The sequence below is a fragment of the Pseudovibrio axinellae genome, from assembly GCF_900110875.1.
GTDB lineage: Bacteria > Pseudomonadota > Alphaproteobacteria > Rhizobiales > Stappiaceae > Pseudovibrio > Pseudovibrio axinellae.
The window spans coordinates 82,301-98,106 of record NZ_FOFM01000003.1; the positions used below are offsets into that span (position 1 = coordinate 82,301).

Consider the following 15,806-nt stretch of genomic DNA (forward strand, 5'->3'; position numbering starts at 1 on the left):
AGGAGGTGAGATGGGCACTGCTGGGGGACTTACGCGAGTTCTTGTTCGCGCATATCTTCCGCGTTGATGCCAGCGACAGCAACAGGTGCTTTCATGGCGTCTCTGCGGAAAGGCTCACCAAGTTCCTGGTTGAGGATCACCTCAATGAATGTGGTCTCGTTACGCTGCATTTGGCCTTCAATGGCTTCATTCAAAGTCTGGCTCAGCTCGTCCATGCTGAATACTTGCACACCTTTCAGGCCACATGCTTCCGCAATCTTGGCGTACTGAACTTCCAGATTAAGCTCAGTGCCAACGAAGTTGTCGTCGTACCACAGCGTCGTGTTGCGCTTCTCCGCACCCCATTGATAGTTGCGGAAGATCACCATGGTGATTGGCGGCCAGTCATCGCGACCACACGCTGTCATTTCGTTCATGGAAATACCAAAGGCACCGTCACCAGCAAAACCAACCACTGGCACATTAGGACGACCAATCTTTGCGCCCAAAATGGCAGGCAAGCCGTAACCGCAAGGCCCGAACAGACCCGGAGCAAGATACTTCCGCCCCTCATCAAAACTCGGATAGGCATTGCCAATGGCGCAGTTGTTGCCAATGTCAGAGGAGATAATCGCCTCTTTCGGCAGCGCTGCCTGAATAGCGCGCCATGCCATGCGTGGAGACATGCGCTCTGGTTCACGGTCGCGCGCGCGCTCGTTCCATGTCGTGCCCGGGTCATCCTCCTCATGGTTCATGGAGGAGAGCTGTTGCAACCAGGCAGACTTGGTCTGGTGCAACAGTGCTTCGCGGTCATTGCGGCCATCATCACCCGCATGGGCCGCTAGCTCTTGCAAAATCTGCTCCGCCACAGCCCGCGCATCACCCTGAATACCAACGCTAACTTTCTTGGTCAGGCCAATGCGGTCGGAGTTGATGTCCACCTGAATGACCTTTGCATTTACGGGCCAATAATCCATTCCGTAGCATGGCAGAGTGGAAAACGGATTGAGGCGCGTGCCAAGCGCTAATACCACATCAGCTTTGGAAATTAACTCCATCGCCGCCTTGGAGCCGTTGTAACCAAGCGGACCAACACTAAGCGCATGATTGCCGGGGAAAGCATCATTGTGCTGATAACCACAACACACCGGCGCACTCAGCTTTTCCGCCAACTTAACTGAAGCCTGAATAGCGCCACTGAGCACAACACCCGCGCCGTTCAAAATGACAGGGAACTTTGCTTCGGAAAGCAACGCTGCCGCCTGTTTGATAGACTGCTGCCCACCGCGTGGTTTCTCCATGCGTACGATCTGCGGCAGCTCGATATCAATCACCTGTGTCCAGTAATCGCGCGGTATGTTGATTTGGGCAGGGGCACAGCCACGCCATGCTTTCTCAATCACACGGTTCAAAACTTCTGCGATACGGGAGGGATCCCGCACTTCTTCCTGATAACAAACCATATCCTGAAACAGAGCCATCTGCTCAATTTCCTGGAAGCCACCTTGTCCGATGGTTTTGTTGGCTGCCTGGGGAGTAACAAGCAGCAAGGGGGTATGGTTCCAGTAAGCGGTTTTGATGGGGGTCACGAAATTGGTAATGCCCGGTCCATTTTGAGCTATTGCCATGCTCATTTTACCTGTGGAGCGGGAGTACCCGTCTGCGCTCATGCCGGCATTGCACTCATGGGCACAATCCCAAAACTTTATGCCAGCAGCGGGAAAGAGATCTGAAACTGGCATCATTGCTGAGCCAATAATGCCAAAAGCGTTATCAATGCCATGCATTTGCAGGACTTTTACAAAAGCCTCTTCGGTGGTCATCTTCATCGTGCAACTCCTCCCAGCACGTCACAAGCGAATGCTGTGACCGGCACATGTGGTATGCTGGTCAGCCTAGCTTGAGCTGGCAAAGGGCATTAGGGCCAGATTAGACTATCCCATAGTCCAGATGCACTGAATCGATTGAAGATAAACACCAAATGTGACCACCAAGGTCTTGAGGCTAAGGCATTTCAGGGCTCAATCGCCTTTTTTAATACTGCGGGTATTAAAGGGCTTTGGAGCTTTCACAAACCAGGCTTGCCGGGATCAATCCACGCAAAGAGTTGCCAACATAAAGGACATCCGCTTCTTTTAGATCCTGCAGTGTCAGGTCTGCTTCCTCGGCATATCCGTAATCCAGCAATCCGGCTCGAAACACACTCGGCAGCAAGCCATGAGTATGGGCAGGGGTTAGCAACTTCCCCCCTTTAAGAAGGAACAAACTGGTGAAGCTACCCTCAGTCAGATAACCGAGCTCATTAAGGAAGATCACCTCAGTACAGCCATGCTCTGACGCATAAGCGGTGCGGGTTTGATCATAAAAAGACCGCCGACTGGTCTTGTGGAACAAGAAACGATCCTGTGAATGGACTGGTTCATCAGCAACGCAAATACGCCAGCTTTGGGCGTGAGAATCTGGCATATCCTGAGCAGTAAGCGCCAATCGGCCATCTTCAGAAAGGTCCAGCCGCACCCGCTGTGGGCTTGTAAAGTTGTCAGCATGGTTATGAAGCACTGCTATGGCCTGCTCCACATTCCAGTTGAACCCGAAATAAGCTGCGCTATCTGCAAGACGGTGGAGGTGGCGTTCCAAAAGCGTATATCCGTCCTTTGGTGTCCATCCCATCGTTTCAAAAAGGGTGAAAGGTTCGTGCGACACATTAAGGAAGTTTAGCTTTAGCAGGCACTCATCGTATTCTGGCGAAGCACCGGAATCAAATACCACGCCTGAGCCTGTTCCAACTTCCGCAGAACCATCTTCCTCAACCACCAAGCTACGAATCGCAACGTTAAAGGTGAAGTCTCCGCTGGGCTCAATCAAGCCGATGGACCCAGTGTAAATACCGCGCGGATTTCTCTCCAGATCGTTAATAATCTCCATCGCTGAAAGCTTGGGCGCACCTGTGATGGAACCGCAAGGAAACAGCTCAGCAATAATGTCCGGCAGTTCCGCCCCATCAACCAACTCTCCAGTGGTGGTGGACGTCATCTGGAAGAGGCTCCGATATTGCTCAACCTCGCAATGGGATGGCACGCGTACACTGCCCGCCTTGGTGATGCGAGACAGGTCGTTGCGCATCAAATCAAGGATCATGGTGTTTTCAGCGCGTGACTTCTCATCACTTTGTAACCACTGCTTAATGCGAGTATCTTCCGCTGTTGTGCGTCCGCGCTCGGCAGTGCCCTTCATCGGGCGCGTGGTCAATTGCTGCCCCTTACGCTCCAAAAACAGCTCAGGAGAGATCGAAAGAACCTTTTGATCACCCAAATGCATTAGGGCTGCATAGCCAACTGGCTGCTGAAACAACAGTTCATCGAACAAACCGGCTACGCTGCCCGTTTGCTCCAACTCCGCACGCATGGTCAGGTTAATCTGATAGATATCTCCCTGCGCCAAGTGCTGCTGTGTTTTAGCAAATGCGCCCTCATAGTCGCCCTTGCTCATGTCAAACTGTTTGATCTGGATGGTCGGGGCAGCCTCATCGGCTGCAGCCTGTTTCAACCACTCATGTTCTTCACTGCGAGAAAGAAGGGTAGGTGCATCATAAACGCCAAACCATGCAAGAGGCACGGTGCCAGACCCCGTAAAACGGGCTTTCAGCTTGTCTTCAAACGCAAATCCAAATTCGTAAGCAAAGAAACCTGCTAAATAGGCACCAGCCTTGCGCTCCCGTTCTAACGCGTCAAGAAACGGGCGAACTTCGTGAAGATCATTGCAGGTGAGGACGCGTTTGGGACTATGAAAGAGGCGCGCAGGCTCATTGCTAAGCCTGTCGACAAGAAGAACTGTTCCACACGCAAACTGCGCCATGCTTTCCCATTCTTTTTCGGAGTATCCAATCACAGGAGCTGAATACCAGTAGATTCCGCCAAGGCAATCACAAAATTCTCTCCAAGTAAGTTTGTTGAGTAATTTTGCAAGGATGTAATCTGTTTTGCAAAGAAAACCTCGGAAAACCCTGAGGCATGACCAATCGCTGGGGCAGCTTTATTGCGGCCAAGAAAAAGGGCCGCCAATGGCGACCCGCATCATCATCTCAATGTATTGATCTTAGGCGGCATCGTGGAAGAAGCGCTCAAGAGTATCGTGAACCTTGCTCAGGTCATCGTCGACCCTACTAGCTTTCTCGTTCACATTGGCCACCGAGCTTGCCGCTTCATTCATAGCGTTGCTCAAGCTTTTGGTGCTCTGGGAGACCGCCTGTGTTCCCTCTGCGGCGGCTGCAATGTTCTCAGAGATTTCGTTGGTTGCATCGCCTTGTTGAGTAACAGCCTCTGCAATCACGCTGGTATGAGAGTTCACTTCATCCATAGTCTGGGAAATGGAGCCAATCGCATCAACCGCTTCGCGGGTGCGGTCCTGAATTGCAGATACCTGCGAGGCGATTTCTTCTGTCGCTTTGGATGTCTGGTTGGCCAGCTCTTTAACTTCAGCGGCCACCACTGCAAAGCCTTTACCAGCTTCTCCTGCACGTGCAGCCTCAATCGTTGCGTTCAGTGCCAACAAGTTGGTTTGCTCTGCAATAGCCTGAATGAGCGTTACAACTTCGCCGATGCGGCTTGCAGCTTCAGCAAGGCTGCCAATGGTGTCGTTGGTTTCCTGTGCGCCTCGTGTAGCTGCTTCAACCATGTCGCTGGCTTGTGCAATCTGGCGCGCAATCTCGCCAATGGAAGAAGACAATTCTTCAGAAGCCGCCGAAACCGTCTGCACATTCTCAGATGCTGCGTTAGAAGAGGTGACAACCTGCGTTGTATGATCGGTACATTCATAGGTCGTGTTTTCCAGCCTGCGTGAGGCGGTAACGATGCTATGTGTGTTCTCCGAAAGGCTCTTCAGCTGGCCATCAACCGCATCCCTGAGTTGGGAGATATGTTTCTCCAGGGAGGTGATGCGCTCAGATTGCTCTGAAACTGTGCGTTCACGTTCAGCAAGTTCCGTAGCAAGCGCCTCAGCGCTGGAGGAAAGGTTGCTTTCGCTCTCATCACTATCAGAGGCTTGCGTCTCGCCCTGATGTCCCAGGAAGGCCATGGTAACACCGGCGAGAAGAACAAGGATGATCAGGTTGCCCGAGGTTGTGCTCTGCGCGCTCAGCAAAAAGTCTGGTAAGATAAAGAGGCTGCCAAGAAGATAAAGCGCAGCAACTGCGATAAAACCGGAAAGAGCAGCGCTCGTACGTGAAGAGCCCAAAGCAAGCAATGGCGCAAAGAACAAGATATTGAAGTCTACTTGCCAGCCTTCTGCATACCCGCCAAGTGCAGCAGCACAAGTTGCGACAGCAGCAAGTAAAGCAAGACATATACCGGAAACAAGCTCAGTGAGGCCAGAATCTTTGTCTTTGAGCCATAATCCGGTTGGAATTGCAGCAAGTAGAAAGGCAGAGCCTGAAAGTATGCTCATAGTACCGGTGCCTCCAGCCCAGCTCATAGCAAAGCTTAGGAGAGCCAGAACCCAGCCCAGACTGATTGGCCAACTGGTCGAACCCACGTCAGATTGGCCTACTTCTTCTTCAAATCCGACTGCAGCACTCATGTCAGGTCTTCCCTTAATGGTATTGGCGTATGCCATACCGAAATACATCCATCCAATGTCCTAAGTGCATCCCGGGCCGATAACGACTTGAAAGCAAACCGAGATACGCCATATTGCAAGCAATCAGCATGCAATTGGATTGCAGCAGGTTGCTTCGCTGAGCAAGTTCTCAGGTAATGACGGGTGGTTACCTGAGAAATCCTCCTTAAAAGAAGATCACAAGCACGGTTTTGTTATGCAAATGAATCTACTCAAATATTGGTTTTAATTTGTATTGGATTTATGCTTAAGAGAAGCTTAACGACGCAGTCTGTAAAGCAAAAAAAGGCAGATAGCACCAAATCACTTGCTTCGGTGTATCTGCTTTAAAGACATTGGCATTGAAATTAATTTGCAAAGTCATGTGAAGTAAGGTTTAGGCAGGTTCACTCTCTGCTAAGGTTTCATCCTTCAACGGATTGTCGTAGCAGTAGCGAGTAGAAGAAGAACTCTCTACGTCATTCAGAATGAACTTAAGCATGGAAGAAAGGTTCTCCAGCTGGCTTTCATCTATATTGCTAAGCAAAGAAAGAGCAGCTTTGCGGCGCGCTTCTGCAACATCAACTGCCTTTCGCTTCCCGCGAACGGTCAGCTCCACCATAACTTCCCTGCCTCTGCGGCGTAAACGCCGAACCAGCCAGCTCTTTTCAAGACGATCTATTAAGCGTACAGTTGCTGAATGACTCAAACGAACTTCTTTAGCAACGGCCCCGATTGATATGGCTGGTGAACGTCTCATAATAAGAAGGGCAGCAACCGCACTCGTTGAAAGGTCACCATAAGCATCAACACTTGCGTCTTCTAGTGCTGTGCTTACAGCGGAAAGTTGGTCTGCAATATGATTTGTGTTCATCATAAATTTAATCTCAAATATATTGTCCCGAAGATTCTGACTTTGCGTCATTAATAGGTAATACTAAAGCTGAGATTTAACAAATGCAAGTTTAATAAAATTGAAAATAGTAAGTATTTCTATTTTGTGCATTCTACACAACCAATAAAAACAGCCAATTATACCCGTTAATACTGGTCTCCTGCTATTATCCATACCTTATTTTTGATCACCTATCGATCAGGGATTAGGAGGTGCAACCGGCAGTGGACAAGTTGCTCCGGTACCTTGAAGTCCACAGTATCCATCTGGATTTCGCGCTAAATACTGTTGGTGGTATTCTTCAGCATAGTAAAACTCTTTGAGTTCTTCAATCTCGGTGGTGATGGTAGCTGTGTTTCCAATTTTCTTTAGGGCCTGCTGGTATGTATTTGCAGTTTCCTTAGCTGTCTTAATATCATCTGGGCTCGTCAAATAAAGCGCAGATCTATACTGTGTCCCGACGTCATTTCCCTGGCGCATGCCTTGGGTTGGGTCATGGCGCTCCCAAAACGTCTTCAGCAACTGCACCAATGTAATCTTGGCAGGATCGTAGACCACTTTGACCACTTCAGTGTGCCCTGTCTGGCCAGTACATGTCTCATGATAGGTAGGGTTCTTTGTCGTTCCACCTGCAAATCCAACAGCGGTGACATGCACGCCCGGAAGTTCCCAAAAGGCGCGCTCTGCCCCCCAATAGCAGCCCATTGCCACATACAGCACCTGAAAGCCTTCTGGATAAGGACCATCCAGATCGTGACCATTCACGAAGTGTTTGCCTGGTGTTGTAATTGGAGTATCCCGCCCAGGAAGCATTGTACCTGCTTCGGGCATTTGAAACTTGCTTGAGAGCATTCTGAGAAAGGACATTGTTCACTTACCTGTCATGGGGACTGGGTATCACAGCAGTGTTCTGCTGATGCGGCGGCGTTTGTCTCCGTACCATAGCATAATCAGGCCGATAGGACCGAATATTACCCATGGGGGCATTAAGAGAAGGCTCTGAATCACCGGGTCCCAAAGTGTCGGGCTAATGTATCGCTGGATAGCCGCCTGTGATGCATTGAGTGATGCAGGTGATAGATCAAACCAGACCAACCCCAGCGGAGTAGACGTCCAGCTGGAGATCGCAATGCTCTTGGTCGCGTCGACTACAAACGACACCAGCGCTACGGCCACAAACCACACACCAATAAAACGCAGCAAAAATCCAACCAAGTGCCTGCTTCCTTTTTCCGTATGCGCAATTCGCAAAAGAATTTGATAAGCGCGAATATGCACAGTCTACCCGATGCAATTTATGGTGTAACCTATCAGAACATGGATAAACCTTGTTCCTAACATCTAGTCAAAATCACGTAATTAAATGTGATAGGTAGTTGAGTGTAAGGCCGAAAATGCGTTTGTTTTCATTTTAGTTCCACAGACTGGGGAAAGGTGGCAAAAAAAATGAAAACAGCACTTGCGGCCCCACCCAGTTTTGCATATACCCCCTCTCACGCCGCCGGGGCTAGCCTTGGTGTTGCGAAGCGGAGAGGTGGCCGAGTGGTCGAAGGCGCACGCCTGGAAAGTGTGTAGGCGGGTGACCGTCTCCAGGGTTCGAATCCCTGTCTCTCCGCCATTAATTTTCCCAAAATTTCCGATATCTTCTGAGAGCCAAACAGCTTTGTTTGTTTGTGCCACGATGATTTCAGATGCAGGTTTTTGCGTGTTTAAAGTGGGCTCAAGGGAGAGCGCTTTTCATTACGTGATGCAGTATCAGTGATGTTAAAGTACTGAGCTTACAGCAACAGTGCGCATGTAGGTGCTAAGGCCACTAAGGTTGCCCTCAGCAGTCTCATAGGGCCTGTTCTACGCTGCTTATAGCGCTCTGGTAGATTCGCGGGCTATAAGCGAACACGCGATGGGGTTCTCAGCGCCATTCTCAGTAGGATTAAAAATCTGATGAATGGCAGCAGCTGCAAGCGCTTCGATCGGTTGGCGGACGGTCGTAAGGCTGGGTATGACAAGCGCTGCCAAGTTAATATCGTCAAAGCCGGAGACTGAAAGATCGGTTGGAACATCCAACTTCAGGTCATGGGCACAGCGTAAGACGCCTATGGCTTGTTGGTCACTGGCAGCTGCTATCGCAGTCGGTCGCTTTTCAGCTGGCTGACCCTCTAAGATTTTGCGGCCTATTTCATTTCCAGAATCAAAATCAAACTGTCCCTCGTAAACAGTAAGTGTAATTGGATCCTCAGAAGAGTTCAGGTCACTAATTTTTGAAAGAAACCCGTCTTTGCGATCACGGGCAACCTTTGTGGAAAGCGGGCCAGAAATATAGGCGATACGGCGATGGCCAAGGGAATATAATAGTTCTGCAATCTCTCTTGAACCGTTAAAGTGGTCTGCCGTCACCAGTGGGTAGGCGCCAAGCTTTCGGTCAAGGGCGACGATGGGAACCTCGGCGGATACATCTACGCATGCATTTGATGTTGCCACCAAAATAATACCTCGCACAGCGCGATCAAGCAGCGCAACAAGCTGTGTTCTTTCGTCCTCAGGAGACCCGTGCGAATTGGCCAGCATCACCGAGTGATGGCGCTTGGCAGCCTCCATCTCGATAAACTTTGCAAGTTCTGCGAAAAACGGATTGGTGATGTCCGGCACCACTAAACCAATAATATCAATGCTGTTGGTGCGTAGGGCTCTGGCCGCTAAATTGGGCTTGTATTCAAGCGCCTTCATTGCTTCAAGCACACGCAACTTTAAGGGGTGCTTGACGGTTTCATTCTTGGAAAGAACCCGCGAAACTGTTCCGACAGATACCCTTGCCTTTTTGGCTACGTCTTTTATCGTGGGCATTCAAACACCTATTCTCGTCGCAGTGTACTGCCCTTATCTACGCCTAGATATGAGATAGAGAAACAGGCTTTGCCTACTCTATTGGTATCAATATACCAATCTCCTCTAATAGAGGCTTTCTAGGAGAAATCCTCCACTTTTCTGTCTCTATCACCGACATAATCAGATTGACTGGACCTGCAACACGCCATGGGTTTTAGAAGAGTTCTTAGTATCAAAGTGGGTGCTGGCCAGCCTTGCAAGGCAATCACTGTGTTCAGCACCCACTTTGCCATATAAAGCACTTACCGCCTTGTATATTTTGCTCGGTAATAATCCAGGATAACGGCGATAATGATAACCACGCCGGTGATCATCTGGCGCATGAAATCGCTCAAGCCAATAAGGATTAAGCCGTTCGCCAGAACCCCGATAATGAACGCACCAATCAGCGTCCCAATAACAGAGCCGCGTCCACCGTTCAGGCTGGTACCACCAATAATGACCGCCGCAATTGCGTTAAGCTCAAACCCAATACCAGCGATCGGACTGGAGATATTAAGGCGGGCCATATAAACCACTGCCGCAATGCCAGCTGTTAATCCACAAATCGTAAAGGCGGCAATCTTGTAGCGATACACCGAGTGCCCTGCGAGACGCACAGCTTCCTCGTTATTGCCGATCCCGTAAAGAAGCCGCCCAAACACGGTGAAGTTAAGGATGAACCAGGCAATAAACACGAGCGCGAGAGCCACCATGAAAACGACCGGGACGCCATAAAACATCGCGGAGCCAAAATCTTCAAAGGCAAGCGGAAACGAATAGATTGTCTGGGCGTTGGAAGCTTGAAGCGCGGCACCACGGGCGATATTGAGCATCCCAAGCGTGATGATAAACGAGGGCAGGGACCAACGGGCCGTAATGGTGCCGTTAATAGCCCCGCAAACAACCCCAACAGCGGTTGCTGCTATCACGGCAAGGACAATCGCCTCGAAAGGCCCCAGACCAGCCAGTGTAATGGCTTTCCCGGCGATCACAGATGCGAAGGCCATGACTGAGCCGACTGACAAATCAATACCACCTATGAGAATGACAAAGGTCATTCCAACGGCAAGGATCAGGTTAATCGTGACCTGAGTCAGAATGTTTGTGATGTTGTTGGCTGTAAGAAAGTGCTCGGTGAAAATCGAGAAGAAAAGGATGAGAGCTAAAAGAGCAAGGCCAATACCAGCATTGTGAAGCACAGTACGGATAGAAAAGTTTCCGCTCGCTTGGGCGACCTCATCGCCAGTTTGAATAGTCATGATGTATGTCCTTCGCCGGGTTGAGCCTGCCCGTATGCCAGTTTAAGGATATTCTCCTCAGAGAATTCACTCGGCTTCAATTCACCTTGAATTGCGTGTTCAGCAAGCACGACGATGCGATCCGCCAATGTCATCAATTCAGGCATCTCAGAGGAAACCACTAAAAGAGCCACCCCTTCTTGAGCCAAGTCCTTCAAAATGCTGTAGATCTCTGCTTTCGCGCCAACGTCCACACCCCGTGTTGGCTCGTCCAGAAGCAAAACCTTGGGGTTGCAGGCCAGCCACTTGGCCAGCACAACCTTTTGCTGGTTGCCGCCTGAAAGGCTTGAGGCTGGATCAGCGGTCTTGCCGTATTTCAGTTTAAGTCTGGACCCGCTCTCGCGCGCTTGCCGGTTTTCTTCAGTAAATTGAATAAGCCCGGTTTTGCTAAGCTCGTGAATGTTTACTAAAGAGGTATTTGCCGCAATCGGCATATCCAGGATCAGGCCTTCGTCTTTGCGGTCTTCGGTTACAAAACCGATGCCGGCTTTGATGGCATCTTGCGGGCCTTTGAAATTGACCTCTTCGCCATCACGATAAACTGTCCCCGAGTGAATAGGGTCTATGCCGAATATCCCGCGCAAAATTTCGCTGCGGCCAGACCCGACGAGCCCTGCAATCCCAACAATCTCACCATAATGAAGGTTGAGCGAGATGCCCGTGTCACCTGTGTTTTGCATGGTACGCATCGCGTCGATCTGCAATGCGACAGGTCCAAATGTCTGCTTATCTGTGTGTTGACGCGTTCCAGCTTCAAGGTGTCGGCCAACCATACGCTGCACAACGCCCTCAGGCGTCATATGACTGATCTTGTCCGTAGCAACTGTTTTGCCATTTCGAAAGACAGTGACCCGGTCGCAAATAGCGAAAACCTCATCCAGGTGATGAGAGACAAAAACGACTGTCACTCCTTCAGACTTAATCGCGGCGATGATCTTAAAAAGCCGCTTGGTTTCGCGCTCTGTGAGCGTTGCGGTTGGTTCGTCCAAAATGAGGATTTGGCTTTTCGATTGCAGCGCGCGGGCGATCTCGATGAGCTGCCGATGGGCGATACCCAGTGAACCAACAGGCACGCGAACATCAATATCAGTGAGCCCGATAGCATCAAGGGCTTCGCGGGCACGCCGGTTCATCTCCCCCTTGTTTAAAAGCCCGTACTTATTTCTGGGAAGGCGCTCAATGGAGATGTTTTCGGCAATGCTGAGGTGTTCGAGCAGGTTGAATTCCTGATGAACAACCTGAATGCCGCGCGCTTTTGCTTCCTGTGGGCTCTCTGGTTGGTAAGAGGTGTTCTCAAGTGAGATGTTACCAGAGTCGAACGAATACACACCTGAAAGAATCTTGATGAGAGTGGATTTTCCGGCGCCATTCTCTCCAACAAGGGCGTGGACCTCACCTTGTTTGAGGGAGAAGCTAACTCCGTCGAGCGCTTTAACACCCCCGAAGTATTTCTTAACGCCTTGAACATCCAGAAAAACTTGGTCAGTGTCAGCGACCGGCGCTTCAAAGAGCGATTGTGCTGGCATATTGCGTCCTATTAATTGGGAGGCAAAGGGGGAAGACCCGCTTTAAAACAAAGCGGGTCTGCTTCTTGTTTATTTTCCAACAACAAGCTCAATTGGGGTTGTTACCCAGCCTTCAAGGTCTGGGCCGCCAGCTACAACTTCCAGAGCCATGGAAATTGCGTTTGCCGCCATGGCCTGACCAAACTGATCAACCGTTGCGAGCATCCGGCCATCATAAATCATTGGGCCAACAGCATCGATATTATCGAAACCAACAACCATGATGTCATCACGTCCAGCGCTTTCAAGCGCTTTAACAACGCCGATTGCCATGGAGTCGTTTGCCGCCATAACGCCCTGAATATCTGGGTGTGCTGTCAGCATGTTTGAAAAGACAGAGTTTGCCTCTTCGGTTTCCCAGTGTGCTGTACGGCTGTCCACCAGGTCCAAACCATACTCTGCAACTGTATCCCTGAAGCCGCGTGCACGCTGTATGCCATTGTCCGCGCCTGGGTTGCCTTCAATGATTACGACTTTGCCGCCCTTACCAAGCTTTTTAGCCAGTGCGTCGCCAGCCATTTTGGCACCGCTGCGGTTGTCTGGACCAACAAATGCCAGGTTCACGCCTTGCTGTTTTTTTACTTCCTCATCAAGGGCAACATCGAAGTTTACAACGACGATTCCTGCGGCCATCGCCTTTTTCAAAGGACGCACCATTGCCCGTGAATCGGCTGGCGCAACAACAATGGCGTCAACACCCTGAGTAATGAAGTTTTCTACTGCGTTGATCTGAGATTCAAAATCTGTTTCGTTTTGCATGCCAACAGCAAGGAGTTTGTAATCGCCTCGCTGTTTTTCGTGTGCTTTTGCGCCTTCTAGCATGTTCTGAAAGAACTCATTTGCTAGTGATTTCATGATGAGACCGACGACTGGTTTATCTTCAGCCTGCGCAGCACTTGCAAGCATGACAAGGCTTGTAGCCGCAGCCACAGCGAACTTTTTAAACTTCATAAGAAGCCTCCCAACTATATTATGAAACGATTCAAATACCGGTTTCACTCGACCTATCTATTGAAATATTACAGGGTGTTCACTGTCAATATGAATGGTTTCATTAAATTGAATGCATTCAACAACTCGGGAAGTTGACCATGCAGAAAGCCGCATATTGGGGTGAATTTTCGTTGTCAGGATGGCTTGGAAACAGACAGGCTCAGATAATTAATAGGATCCACTGAAAATTGCTAGTGCTCAGATATTTCACTCAAAATTTGGATTTGTGAAGATTATGGAAATCTGCATGATGCGTAGATTTACGAGGGCAATCGACTGAAAAGCCGAGCAAAATTAGGTGCGCTGTTTTGGCACTATCTTAAGGTAGGTCTGTGTGTGGACAACCATCATAAATTGCAGGTTGGCTTGGTGCTACTTTAGATATTAGTACCGATAGGTTCGAGCGGTGGGGGCCTCAAGCCAAGCAATTTTCCTGCAAATCTGCCTTGCCCGCAGAGATGCTAAATCGTTGCTTCTAAATCGGCCTGAGATGGCTGACGGTGTGCTTCAATCACCTTCACAATACGGTCTGTCATTGCCCGCACCTCAGGCAAATGCCGTCGGTCATCATGCAGGGTGACCCATTGGTTTTGGGTGAGTTGTTCAATCACTGGCCCAGCCCGCCTTAGATTCTCGCTCACATCGCCCAGAAAGAACGGCAATACAGTAATTCCAGCTCCAGCGCATACCAAATCAAACAGGGCGGCTTGAGAACTTACATAGGTTGTAATCTGCGCTGCTTGATGCTCCAGGACCCAGCGGGTTGAACTTGTGGTCGCAAACTCGGGCAAAAGACCGAGCCAGGGGGCATCACTGCCTTCTGGCAAATCCGCTGAGATGTAAGGTGCAAACATAACAGAGGGTAAGCGCTTGCTGGCAAGGCCAATCTCAGCAGGGGCAGAGTTGCGCAGGCCAATATCAATCTCGCGCTTTTTGATGTTCAGCCGATCCTCACTGCTGATAAAAACGGCGTCAAACGGGTCTCCTGTCTGTCGCAATTTCTTCATGTGATGGCTTAGAAATTTCATAGTCCAGGTGCCCGCAGAAACCCGCACCTGTGGGCGCTGAGATTTTGCACTGAGCCACTGCTCAAACCCGGCATACGCACATTGAAACGGCTCTAGCTGGTCCAGAACCTGCCTGCCGTCATCGGTTAATGTGTATCCCGTATGCACACGGTCAAACAACTTAAGCCCAACATCCGTTTCCAGTTGTTGCATACGCCGGCTTAATGTGGCGGGGCTGCACGCCAGCCGCTGCGCTGCTTCACTCAGCGTGCCACAAGCAGCTAACACCAAAAAGGCGTTGAGGTTATCCAGTAATCGAACCTTCATTTTTGAAAACCGCTTTCGAAAATTGGCCGCTATCGGGCAGGGCAAACACACTTGAGAATAGGCACAGTTCTCCTCAATGAAAAGCAGCCAGCATGATGATACTCCCACTTCAGGAACCTGACAGAAACCCGCCAAACCCAACCCACCAGCAGTTGGAAGATTATTACACCAACTACGCCAGCACCAGCGCACGCCCCTACTTCCTCGCCATGGCCTCCATCGTGGCGGCTGCCTTCACCCTCCTGTACGTCTTCACGCCGTGATCCCAGCCTCGGCTCAAAAACCTAAGCAGAGTGACAAATCCTCCCAATGAGGGTTCTTCTCTTCAATCGCCTGAATCTTCCATTCCCGCCGCCAGCGCTTCATCTGTTTCTCTCTGCAAATAGCCTTATGAGGTTCCTCGTAAACCTCATAATAGACAAGCTTGGAGACGCCATATCTGGCCGTAAAACCTGAGTTCATCTTCGTCTTATGCTGATGCACGCGCTCAGACAGATTATTGGTCATGCCCGTGTAAAGCGTCCCATGCTTCCGGCTTGCAAGAATGTACATGTAGTAAAACATCCACCAAGTATGCAGCCAGAAATCCCCTGCCACCACAGCACAAACTCACCAATCAATACAGGGAGTATAGATCCCGGCTCGGCGACCAAAACGACACCAGAGGCAACCACTCTGCTCACCACCTCCACTGCAAATCCAGCCCCACCTCAAACCTCAGCACCTCGCACCCCACATCCCCTCGGTGTCATCCCGGGCGAAGACCCAGGACCCATACCCCCGGAACCAGCGGGTAACGTCAAACAGCAGCAACAGGGCACAACATTCCCCTGCATCCACCGCATCAACAAACGCCCTCCATCATCAAATGAAGTTCGCATTGGCAAACGAGGAGAGCTCCGGCAGGCCTCGCCTCCCGCCCTGCATTCATCAGCAACGCAAGTGGTTATGGGTCCCGGCTCGGGGGCCGGGATGACACCAGAGGCAACCACTCTGCTCATCACCTGCACTGCGAAGCCAGCACCCTAGCACGGCGCGCTTTCGCATTTATAGCAAAGCGTTTGCCGGTATAAGATAGGGAGAAAGTCAGATAGTTAAGCGAGTAGATCCGGCTGACGTGGGGTTTTTAGGTCTCTCAGATGAGTGAGAAACACAACTCCACAACCTGTCAACGCCCAAACCCAAAACCTCCCCCACTCATGCATTTCTGCAACGGTTGGGAGGGGGCTCCGCTAACGAACAGCGTATTTTGCAAATAGAAATAGCTCCTGAGTGTTGAAGGGTA

The 15,806-nt window shown here is 50.3% G+C and carries 13 protein-coding genes and 1 tRNA gene; 2 read left to right on the forward strand and 12 right to left on the reverse strand.

Annotated elements, in window-relative coordinates; all coding sequences use genetic code 11:
• Positions 1 to 29: 29 nt before the first annotated feature.
• From xsc to BMZ51_RS08880, 6 genes are all read right to left on the reverse strand, one after another.
• Entirely contained in the window at positions 30 to 1,808 is a 1,779-nt protein-coding gene (xsc, locus tag BMZ51_RS08855; protein ID WP_068000578.1) for a sulfoacetaldehyde acetyltransferase, read from the reverse strand.
• Between the two features lie 220 nt (positions 1,809 to 2,028).
• Positions 2,029 to 3,834: an aminodeoxychorismate synthase component I gene (pabB, locus tag BMZ51_RS08860; RefSeq protein ID WP_068000576.1), complete on the reverse strand. Its 1,806-nt coding sequence runs from the start codon at positions 3,832 to 3,834 to the stop codon at positions 2,029 to 2,031.
• Positions 3,835 to 4,074: 240 nt separating this feature from the next.
• Positions 4,075 to 5,553, reverse strand: coding sequence for a methyl-accepting chemotaxis protein (locus BMZ51_RS08865; protein WP_068000573.1), 1,479 nt, complete (start codon positions 5,551 to 5,553; stop codon positions 4,075 to 4,077).
• A 415-nt stretch (positions 5,554 to 5,968) separates the two neighbouring features.
• The gene (locus tag BMZ51_RS08870) at positions 5,969 to 6,448 is read right to left on the reverse strand and encodes a MarR family winged helix-turn-helix transcriptional regulator (protein ID WP_068000570.1); all 480 of its coding nucleotides are present in this window, start codon (positions 6,446 to 6,448) and stop codon (positions 5,969 to 5,971) included.
• Positions 6,449 to 6,664: 216 nt separating this feature from the next.
• Positions 6,665 to 7,333 carry a peptide-methionine (S)-S-oxide reductase MsrA gene (gene msrA, locus BMZ51_RS08875; protein WP_068000566.1) on the reverse strand — a complete coding sequence of 223 codons (669 nt, stop codon included), beginning with the start codon at positions 7,331 to 7,333 and terminating at the stop codon, positions 6,665 to 6,667.
• A 30-nt stretch (positions 7,334 to 7,363) separates the two neighbouring features.
• A complete protein-coding gene (locus BMZ51_RS08880) occupies positions 7,364 to 7,681 on the reverse strand; it encodes a hypothetical protein (protein ID WP_208979389.1) in 318 nt (105 codons plus the stop codon).
• 313 nt (positions 7,682 to 7,994) lie between these two features.
• Here BMZ51_RS08880 and BMZ51_RS08885 point away from each other — a divergent pair.
• Positions 7,995 to 8,084: transfer RNA gene (locus tag BMZ51_RS08885), tRNA-Ser, on the forward strand.
• Positions 8,085 to 8,323: 239 nt separating this feature from the next.
• Here the strand turns inward: BMZ51_RS08885 and BMZ51_RS08890 are convergent.
• The 5 genes from BMZ51_RS08890 to BMZ51_RS08910 all read right to left on the reverse strand — a co-directional run bounded on the left by BMZ51_RS08890 (position 8,324) and on the right by BMZ51_RS08910 (position 14,521).
• Positions 8,324 to 9,307 carry a LacI family DNA-binding transcriptional regulator gene (locus tag BMZ51_RS08890; protein WP_068000563.1) on the reverse strand — a complete coding sequence of 328 codons (984 nt, stop codon included), beginning with the start codon at positions 9,305 to 9,307 and terminating at the stop codon, positions 8,324 to 8,326.
• 284 nt (positions 9,308 to 9,591) lie between these two features.
• A complete protein-coding gene (locus BMZ51_RS08895) occupies positions 9,592 to 10,590 on the reverse strand; it encodes an ABC transporter permease (protein WP_068000560.1) in 999 nt (332 codons plus the stop codon).
• Positions 10,587 to 12,155 (reverse strand): sugar ABC transporter ATP-binding protein, encoded by a 1,569-nt coding sequence (locus BMZ51_RS08900; protein WP_068000557.1) that lies wholly within the window; start codon positions 12,153 to 12,155, stop codon positions 10,587 to 10,589. The genes BMZ51_RS08895 and BMZ51_RS08900 overlap by 4 nt, the downstream gene beginning before the upstream one ends.
• 69 nt (positions 12,156 to 12,224) lie before the next feature.
• Positions 12,225 to 13,145: a sugar ABC transporter substrate-binding protein gene (locus BMZ51_RS08905; RefSeq protein ID WP_068000554.1), complete on the reverse strand. Its 921-nt coding sequence runs from the start codon at positions 13,143 to 13,145 to the stop codon at positions 12,225 to 12,227.
• A gap of 503 nt (positions 13,146 to 13,648) precedes the next feature.
• Positions 13,649 to 14,521: a LysR family transcriptional regulator gene (locus BMZ51_RS08910; RefSeq protein ID WP_068000551.1), complete on the reverse strand. Its 873-nt coding sequence runs from the start codon at positions 14,519 to 14,521 to the stop codon at positions 13,649 to 13,651.
• 92 nt (positions 14,522 to 14,613) lie between these two features.
• Between BMZ51_RS08910 and BMZ51_RS24050 the strand changes: the two genes are divergently transcribed.
• Complete coding sequence (locus BMZ51_RS24050) at positions 14,614 to 14,784, forward strand: hypothetical protein (protein WP_175485008.1); 171 nt, start codon at positions 14,614 to 14,616, stop codon at positions 14,782 to 14,784.
• Positions 14,785 to 14,797: 13 nt separating this feature from the next.
• Here BMZ51_RS24050 and BMZ51_RS08915 read toward each other — a convergent pair whose 3' ends face one another.
• Positions 14,798 to 15,073 carry a GIY-YIG nuclease family protein gene (locus tag BMZ51_RS08915; protein WP_139201365.1) on the reverse strand — a complete coding sequence of 92 codons (276 nt, stop codon included), beginning with the start codon at positions 15,071 to 15,073 and terminating at the stop codon, positions 14,798 to 14,800.
• Between the last annotated feature and the right edge of the window lie 733 nt (positions 15,074 to 15,806).

Coding starts and splice junctions, on each gene's coding strand:
- xsc (WP_068000578.1), bottom strand. CDS start 1,808: ATGAAGATGACCACCGAAGAGGCTTTTGTAAAAGTCCTGCAAATGCAT.
- pabB (WP_068000576.1), bottom strand. CDS start 3,834: ATGGCGCAGTTTGCGTGTGGAACAGTTCTTCTTGTCGACAGGCTTAGC.
- BMZ51_RS08865 (WP_068000573.1), bottom strand. CDS start 5,553: ATGAGTGCTGCAGTCGGATTTGAAGAAGAAGTAGGCCAATCTGACGTG.
- BMZ51_RS08870 (WP_068000570.1), bottom strand. CDS start 6,448: ATGATGAACACAAATCATATTGCAGACCAACTTTCCGCTGTAAGCACA.
- msrA (WP_068000566.1), bottom strand. CDS start 7,333: ATGTCCTTTCTCAGAATGCTCTCAAGCAAGTTTCAAATGCCCGAAGCA.
- BMZ51_RS08890 (WP_068000563.1), bottom strand. CDS start 9,307: ATGCCCACGATAAAAGACGTAGCCAAAAAGGCAAGGGTATCTGTCGGA.
- BMZ51_RS08895 (WP_068000560.1), bottom strand. CDS start 10,590: ATGACTATTCAAACTGGCGATGAGGTCGCCCAAGCGAGCGGAAACTTT.
- BMZ51_RS08900 (WP_068000557.1), bottom strand. CDS start 12,155: ATGCCAGCACAATCGCTCTTTGAAGCGCCGGTCGCTGACACTGACCAA.
- BMZ51_RS08905 (WP_068000554.1), bottom strand. CDS start 13,145: ATGAAGTTTAAAAAGTTCGCTGTGGCTGCGGCTACAAGCCTTGTCATG.
- BMZ51_RS08910 (WP_068000551.1), bottom strand. CDS start 14,521: ATGAAGGTTCGATTACTGGATAACCTCAACGCCTTTTTGGTGTTAGCT.
- BMZ51_RS24050 (WP_175485008.1), top strand. CDS start 14,614: ATGATGATACTCCCACTTCAGGAACCTGACAGAAACCCGCCAAACCCA.
- BMZ51_RS08915 (WP_139201365.1), bottom strand. CDS start 15,073: ATGTACATTCTTGCAAGCCGGAAGCATGGGACGCTTTACACGGGCATG.